Origin of the sequence: Streptomyces calidiresistens (assembly GCF_014141525.1) — a bacterium.
Lineage (GTDB): Bacteria > Actinomycetota > Actinomycetes > Streptomycetales > Streptomycetaceae > Streptomyces > Streptomyces calidiresistens.
Genome location: NZ_VKHS01000292.1, coordinates 1 through 6,107, shown reverse-complemented (window position 1 = coordinate 6,107; position 6,107 = coordinate 1). Strand labels below are relative to the sequence as shown.

Sequence of the window (6,107 nt, the reverse complement as noted above, 5' to 3'; positions counted from 1 at the left end):
CCCCGGTCCCGTCCCGGCCCCGGCACCGGCTGCCGGCGCACCGGCGGATCCCGACGCGGCCGGGGCCGTCGCCGCCGCCCCCGGCCCCCTGGTCGTCACGGACCCCGACGGCACCCTGTACGAGCGCACCGCCCGCCGGCGCTCCCGGCTGGGCCCGGTGCACGTCTACGACCCCGAACACCGCGTCGACGCCCCCGTACGGCTGCGCTGGAGCCCCGAACGGGGCTGCGCCGACCCGGTCGTCGCCCGCCGCCGCGCGAGGGCCCTGCTGGCCCCCGTACGGCCCGGTGAACCCGTCTTCGCCCTGGACGCGGAGACCGCCGAGACCCTGCTGCGCTGCTTCCTGCACGCCGCCGCCCTCGACGGCGCCGACTGCCGGCGGATCCACCGCTGGGCACGCTCGGGCGGCGGCGAGGCGGCGCGCGTCCTGCGCGCCCACCCCCGGGTCGCCCCCGGCATGTCCATGGAACTGGAGGGCGCCCTGGGCTCCCACCCCGGGCGGAGGGACGCCGGGCTCGCCCTGGTCGCCCGTGCGCTGGAGGCCCTGGAACGGGTGAACGTCCGTCACTCCTGCTCACCGGGCCGGGCCGACACCATCGCCCTGGAGAACATCGCCGGCGAGGGCGCCACCCTCTACGTGATCGGCGAGGATCCGCTCACCGCCCCGCTGCGCGGCGCCCTGCTCGACTCCCTGGACACCCTCCCCCGGCTGCCCTGAACGGCGTCCGGGGGGACGATCAGTCGGCGTCGGTACCGGTACCGACGCCGGCGTCGTACCTCGCCCGGTGGGCGATCACCTCGTCCATGTGGGTCTCGGCCCACGTCTTCAGGCCGCGCACCACCCGGTACAGCGACACCCCCTGCTCGGTCAGCTCGTAGGTGACCGTGACGGGCACGGTGGGCACCACGGTGCGGCTGACGAGACCGTCCCGCTCCAGGGAGCGCAGGGTCTGGGTGAGCATCTTCTGGCTGACCCCCGCCAGGGTGCGGGCCAGCTCCGAGTAGCGCATCGGCCGGGGTTCACCGCCGCAGCCACCTTCGGGTCCGGGCAGACCGCCGCCGAGGGCGGAAAGGGTCAGCGCGACCCACTTGCCGGAGATCCGGTTCAGCAGGTCCCGGCTGGGACAGGCCGCCAGGAAGGCCTCGTACTCCGTCCGGGCCCGGGCCCGCCGCTGGGCCGCCGTCATGGTCGTCACCGCACGCTCCCTCGCCATCCACGGGGTTCCCTACGCACTTTCAGGTGCCTACTTCCTTTCAGGATGTCATGTCACGAGGCTGGAGCGGGAGCCGCGGCACATCCCCGCGGCACACCCTCGGTACACCCTCGGTACAGAACGAAAGGCAGGGGTACGACCATGTCCTCCCGCGCACTTCCCGGTGGCACCTTCTCCATGGGCGATCTGACCGTCTCCCGGTTCGGCTACGGCGCCATGCAACTCGCCGGCCCCGGGGTCATCGGGCCGCCGGCCGATCGCGACGCCGCGCTCGCCGTCCTCCGCGAGGTGGTGGAGCTGGGGATCACGCACATCGACACCGCCGGCGTCTACGGCCCCCGCGTCACCAACCGGCTCATCCGGGAGGCGCTGCACCCCTATCCCGAAACGCTGCACGTGGTGACCAAGGTCGGTGCCGAGCGCGACGAACAGGGCGGCTGGCCCCCGGCCCGGAAGCCCGCCGACCTGCGGCGCGCCGTCCACGAGAACCTGGAGGATCTCGGTCTCGATGTGCTCGACCTGGTCAACCTCCGGCTCGGGGATGCCATGGGACCCCGACCCGAGTCGGTGGAGGAAGCCCTCGGCACGCTCGTCGAGCTCCGGCAGGAGGGCCTGATCCGGCACATCGGGGTGAGCAACGCGACGGCCGAGCAGGTCGCCGAGGCACGCGCGATCGCACCGATCGTGTGCGTGCAGAACATGTACAACCTCGCCCACCGGCAGGACGACAAGCTGATCGACGAACTCGCCGGGGAGGGCATCGCGTACGTGCCCTTCTTCCCCCTCGGCGGCTTCAGCCCCCTGCAGTCCTCGGCGCTCTCCGCCGTGGCCGACCGGCTGAACGCGACACCGATGTCCGTCGCCCTGGCCTGGCTGCTGCAGCGGTCGCCGAACATCCTGCTGATCCCCGGCACCTCCTCCCTCGCGCACCTGCGCGAGAACGTCGCCGGCGCGGGACTTCGGCTCTCCCCCGGGGACCTCGCCGAACTCGACACGATCGGCCGGTGAGACAACCGCGACACGGACCGCCTCCGACGGGGTGGGAGCGTGTCGTGCGGGGACCGGCACGGGGTCGGGCGGGAAGCACCCGCCGGCACCCCGGTGTCCCGGTCGGGCCGGACGGCCGCCCCTCCCCGCCGCTCCCGCGGCGGGGAGGGCCGCGGTGCCTCACCCCGGCAGGGGCCGGGTCCACGGGGCCCGCCAGGCGGGGGCGGCGTCCCCCCCGACCGTCACCCAGTACTCCGTCCCCGCCACCACCAGGCCTCCGCGCACGGTCCAGAAGGAGGCCACGCGGAAGACGCCCACCCCCTCCTGCGGCACCTCCACCTCGGAGACCACCCGCTCCCCGCCCGGCTCGGCGAGCACGTCCAGGACCCGGATGGACCACCCCTCGGGGTACTCGCGGTTGACCGCGACGAAGGCGCTCCGGCCGACGATCCGCTCCCCCGTCGCCGGCCAGTCGATCACCGCGTCCGGCGCGATCAGCGCCCCGAGGCCGGACCAGTCGCGGGCCTCCATCCGCCGCCACAGCTCGACCACGCACTCCCGCGGCGAAAGCGGCCCGGCGGTCCCGGCCGCCGGGGAGTCGGCGGAGGAGCCCGGGGACGGAACGGACGGGGACGGCGGGTTCGGGGGAACGGGCGGAGAGGTGTGCGCGGTCATGGGCCCACCCTGCCGGCCCGCACCGACACCGGCCGGGCCGGCTGCCCCCGGTCAACCACCGGGGACACCGTGCCCGGCTCACCGGCTGAGGGTCACCTCCTCGTCGACCCGCGTCAGCTTCTCCGGGTTCCGCACCGCGTGGACCCGGGTGATCCGACCGTCCTCGATCACCACACCCGCCACCGCGATCAACTCCCCCCGCAGAACGAGCCGCATCCCCGGCTCGCCGTTGAGGAGGATCGGCGTCACCTCCAGCCCGGGCTCGCGCTCCGCCAACCCCGCGAGGAGCGGCGCCACGCGGTGCGCGCCCTCGATCGGCCGCCTGGCCGCCAGGGCGATCCCACCGCCGTCGGCCACCACGACCACGTCCGGGGCGAGCACGTCCAGCAACCCCCGCAGGTCGCCCTCCCGAACGGCGGCCATGAACCGCTCGACCACCGCCTCCCGTTCGGCACGGTCCACCCGGGTCCGGGGCCGCCGCGCCGCCACGTGCTCCCGGGCCCGGTGGGCGATCTGCCGCACCGCCGCCGGTGTCCTGCCGACCGCCGTCGCGATCTCCGCGTAGGGGACGTCGAAGACCTCCCGGAGCACGAACACCGCCCGCTCGGTGGGTCGCAGCGTCTCCAGCACCGTGAGCATCGCCATCGAGACACTCTCGGCGAGTTCGACGTCCTCGGCCACGTCGGGGCCGGTCAGCAGGGGCTCGGGCAGCCACTCACCGACGTACTCCTCGCGTCGTCGGGCCACCGTCCGCAGCCGGTTGAGCGCCTGCCGGGTGACGATCCGCACCAGATAGGCGCGCGGTTCGCGCACTTTCTCCCGGTCCGCGTCCGCCCACCGCAGCCAGGTCTCCTGCACCACGTCCTCGGCGTCGGCGGCGGAGCCCAGCATCTCGTAGGCGACCGTGAAGAGCAGGCCGCGATGGGTGACGAACGGATCGTCGGTCACGAGGTCGTGTCCGTCCCCCGGGTCGTTCCCGTGCCGGTCCGTTCGGGGAGCGGGCGCAGTCCGCAGGAGGCGGCGAGTCCCTGCGCCCCGATGCCGAGGGCGACGTTCATCCGGGCCGTCATGTTCGCCAGCGCGATCCAGGCGGTCAGCTCGACCAATGCCGGGGCACCGAGCCGCTCGAGGAGCCGGGCCGAGAGCTCGTCGGTCACGGTCGGCGGGGTGCCGCTCATGGCCTCGGCGTACTCCAGCACGTCCCGCTCCAGGGGCGTGAAGACGTCGGACTCCCGCCACCGGGGCACCTCACGGGCCCGGGTCTCGTCGAGTCCTTCGTGGCGGGTCCGGAAATACCCCAGATCGAGGCAGAACCCGCACCCGACGAAGGACGCCACCGCCATGTGGGCGAAGGCCTTCAGATCTTCGTCGCACTCGCCCCACTTGGCGGCCTTCCGTCCGGCGCGGAGACCGAACCCCAGGACCTCCCGGTGGTGCCACATCACCCCCAGCGGCTCGACCACCTCGCCGAACATCCTCGTACTGAGCTTCTTCGCCACGGCGCCCCGCAGGCCGGTGATCTCGGCCGGCGGAACCCGGGTGGTCCGGGTGGTCCCGGTACTGGTGTCGGTGTTCATGTACGTCCCCATTCGCCCGTCGTTCACGGCTTCCGACACGAGGACACCGCCCGACGCCGATGTGTGACACCCGGCCGGGATGTTCCCCCCTCACGCTCCTCCGAACGACTCGGCCGACGACGTCCCGGGGAGTCACCCGCCGTCGGGAAGGAACACCCCGGTCGTGGCCCGGGTCGGGGACCAGGCGGCGGTGGGACGGGGTGGGAGCGCCATCTCCAACGCCCGCTCCGGCTCGCGGCCGGGCAGGGGCGGATCGCCGGGCACCTCCTCGCTGCGGCCCGTCGGCTCGAAACCCAGGGCGGCGTAACAGCGGGCGGCCCGGTGGTTGCGCTCGTGCACGAACAACCGGACCTCGCGCCCGGCCGTCCGGTCCACGGCCTCCCGCAGCAGCTTCCGGGCCAGACCCGTGCCGCGGTACTCCGACCGCGCGTAGACCCCCACCAGCTGCACATGGCTTCCGGAGTCCTCGGTGCGCACGAGCAGCACCACCATCCCCAGCAGGGTGGGACCCTCCTCCCGGAGGTTCTCCGCGACCAGGGTGAGGGCGTCGGCCCGTGGGGCGGCCCGTCGTTGCCATTCCTCGCGGGGGAGCCGGAGGGCGTCCCGGTAGCGCTCGTAGAAGGCGAGCGGCGCCACGGGATCGCGCAGTGCGGTCAGGCGCAGCACCCGAAGAGCGCGCCAATCACGCGCTTCGGTGTGTCGCACCACAAAAGCCGCCATCCCCCGATGCTCGCAGCAACCCGCCCCGGGGAACAAGCACCGCTCACAGCGAACGATTCGCGCCGGTGAGGAGCGGGGGTGCCGGGCGGGGCTCAGACCGGGAGGGTCCAGGTCACCAGGGTGTGGAGGCGCCCCTTCATCGGGCGGTGGAAGAGGGGCGCGTCGGCGGGGACGAAGCCGGCGGAACGGGCGACGCCGAGACTGGGAGCGTTCTCCGGATCGATGCGCAGGATGACCCGCTCGAAGCCCAACTCCCGAAGGGCCAGTTCCGCGCAGAGCGCCAGGGAGCCGGAGGCCAGACCCATTCCCCGGTGGGCGGGCCCGATGGCGTAGCCCAGTTCGGCCGTGTCGGGTTCGTCCGCGTCACGCATGAGACCGATCTCACCACGGGGCACCCGCTCCTCCCCGGGCAGGGTGACGGCCAGCTGGAGCCCGATACCGCCGGCGGCCAGACGGTGGGACCTGGCGATCCGGGCCCGGGCGGCGGTGAGGTCGAAGGGCGAGGGGAGGGCGGTCCAGCGGGCCACCTCGGGATCGTCGAAGAGGGCCGGCATGTGAGAGAGGTCGTGGAGTTCCCAGGGACGCAGGGAGACGTTCGTACCGACGACCCTCACGTCCGGGGGAAAACTCGCCAACATCACCATGATCGTCACCCCGAAGCAACCACTCGTGAGACCTCGCCCCGGCGGGAAGACCGGAGGAAGTGGGGAGCCTACCCCGAAAGGCGTTTCCGACGCCGCTTTCGGGCATGAAAAAAGCGTGGTGTGTCGGAGCCCGAGGGCTCACAACACACCACGCTTCTCAAAGATTGTTCGGCGGCGACCTACTCTCCCACACGGTCCCCCGTGCAGTACCATCGGCGCTGAAAGGCTTAGCTTCCGGGTTCGGAATGTAACCGGGCGTTTCCCCTTCGCCATGACCACCGAAACACTGC

At 73.1% G+C, this 6,107-nt stretch carries 7 protein-coding genes, 1 rRNA gene and 1 pseudogene; 2 read left to right on the top strand and 7 right to left on the bottom strand.

Going from position 1 to position 6,107, the window contains the following annotated elements; all coding sequences use genetic code 11:
- Window positions 1-718 (top strand): annotated as a pseudogene (locus tag FOE67_RS13630) (type IV secretory system conjugative DNA transfer family protein); the annotation flags it as partial.
- Window positions 719-737: 19 nt separating this feature from the next.
- Here the strand turns inward: FOE67_RS13630 and FOE67_RS13625 are convergent.
- On the bottom strand, window positions 738-1,214 hold the full coding sequence (locus FOE67_RS13625) for a winged helix-turn-helix transcriptional regulator (protein WP_228473858.1): 477 nt from the start codon (window positions 1,212-1,214) through the stop codon (window positions 738-740).
- A gap of 141 nt (window positions 1,215-1,355) precedes the next feature.
- On the opposite strand from FOE67_RS13625, the gene FOE67_RS13620 reads away from it, so the two are divergent.
- On the top strand, window positions 1,356-2,222 hold the full coding sequence (locus FOE67_RS13620) for an aldo/keto reductase family oxidoreductase (RefSeq protein ID WP_182664013.1): 867 nt from the start codon (window positions 1,356-1,358) through the stop codon (window positions 2,220-2,222).
- Between the two features lie 159 nt (window positions 2,223-2,381).
- Here FOE67_RS13620 and FOE67_RS13615 read toward each other — a convergent pair whose 3' ends face one another.
- The 6 genes from FOE67_RS13615 to rrf form a co-directional block, all read right to left on the bottom strand.
- Entirely contained in the window at window positions 2,382-2,753 is a 372-nt protein-coding gene (locus tag FOE67_RS13615) for a nuclear transport factor 2 family protein (RefSeq protein ID WP_323384893.1), read from the bottom strand.
- A 201-nt stretch (window positions 2,754-2,954) separates the two neighbouring features.
- Window positions 2,955-3,824, bottom strand: a complete 870-nt coding sequence (locus tag FOE67_RS13610) for an RNA polymerase sigma-70 factor (protein WP_182664009.1) — start codon at window positions 3,822-3,824, stop codon at window positions 2,955-2,957.
- Window positions 3,821-4,465: a carboxymuconolactone decarboxylase family protein gene (locus FOE67_RS13605; RefSeq protein ID WP_228473857.1), complete on the bottom strand. Its 645-nt coding sequence runs from the start codon at window positions 4,463-4,465 to the stop codon at window positions 3,821-3,823. The genes FOE67_RS13610 and FOE67_RS13605 overlap by 4 nt, the downstream gene beginning before the upstream one ends.
- 120 nt (window positions 4,466-4,585) lie before the next feature.
- The gene (locus tag FOE67_RS13600) at window positions 4,586-5,173 is read right to left on the bottom strand and encodes a GNAT family N-acetyltransferase (RefSeq protein ID WP_182664007.1); all 588 of its coding nucleotides are present in this window, start codon (window positions 5,171-5,173) and stop codon (window positions 4,586-4,588) included.
- 92 nt (window positions 5,174-5,265) lie between these two features.
- Entirely contained in the window at window positions 5,266-5,817 is a 552-nt protein-coding gene (locus FOE67_RS13595) for a GNAT family N-acetyltransferase (RefSeq protein WP_228473860.1), read from the bottom strand.
- Between the two features lie 166 nt (window positions 5,818-5,983).
- Window positions 5,984-6,100, bottom strand: a 5S ribosomal RNA gene (gene rrf, locus FOE67_RS13590).
- Between the last annotated feature and the right edge of the window lie 7 nt (window positions 6,101-6,107).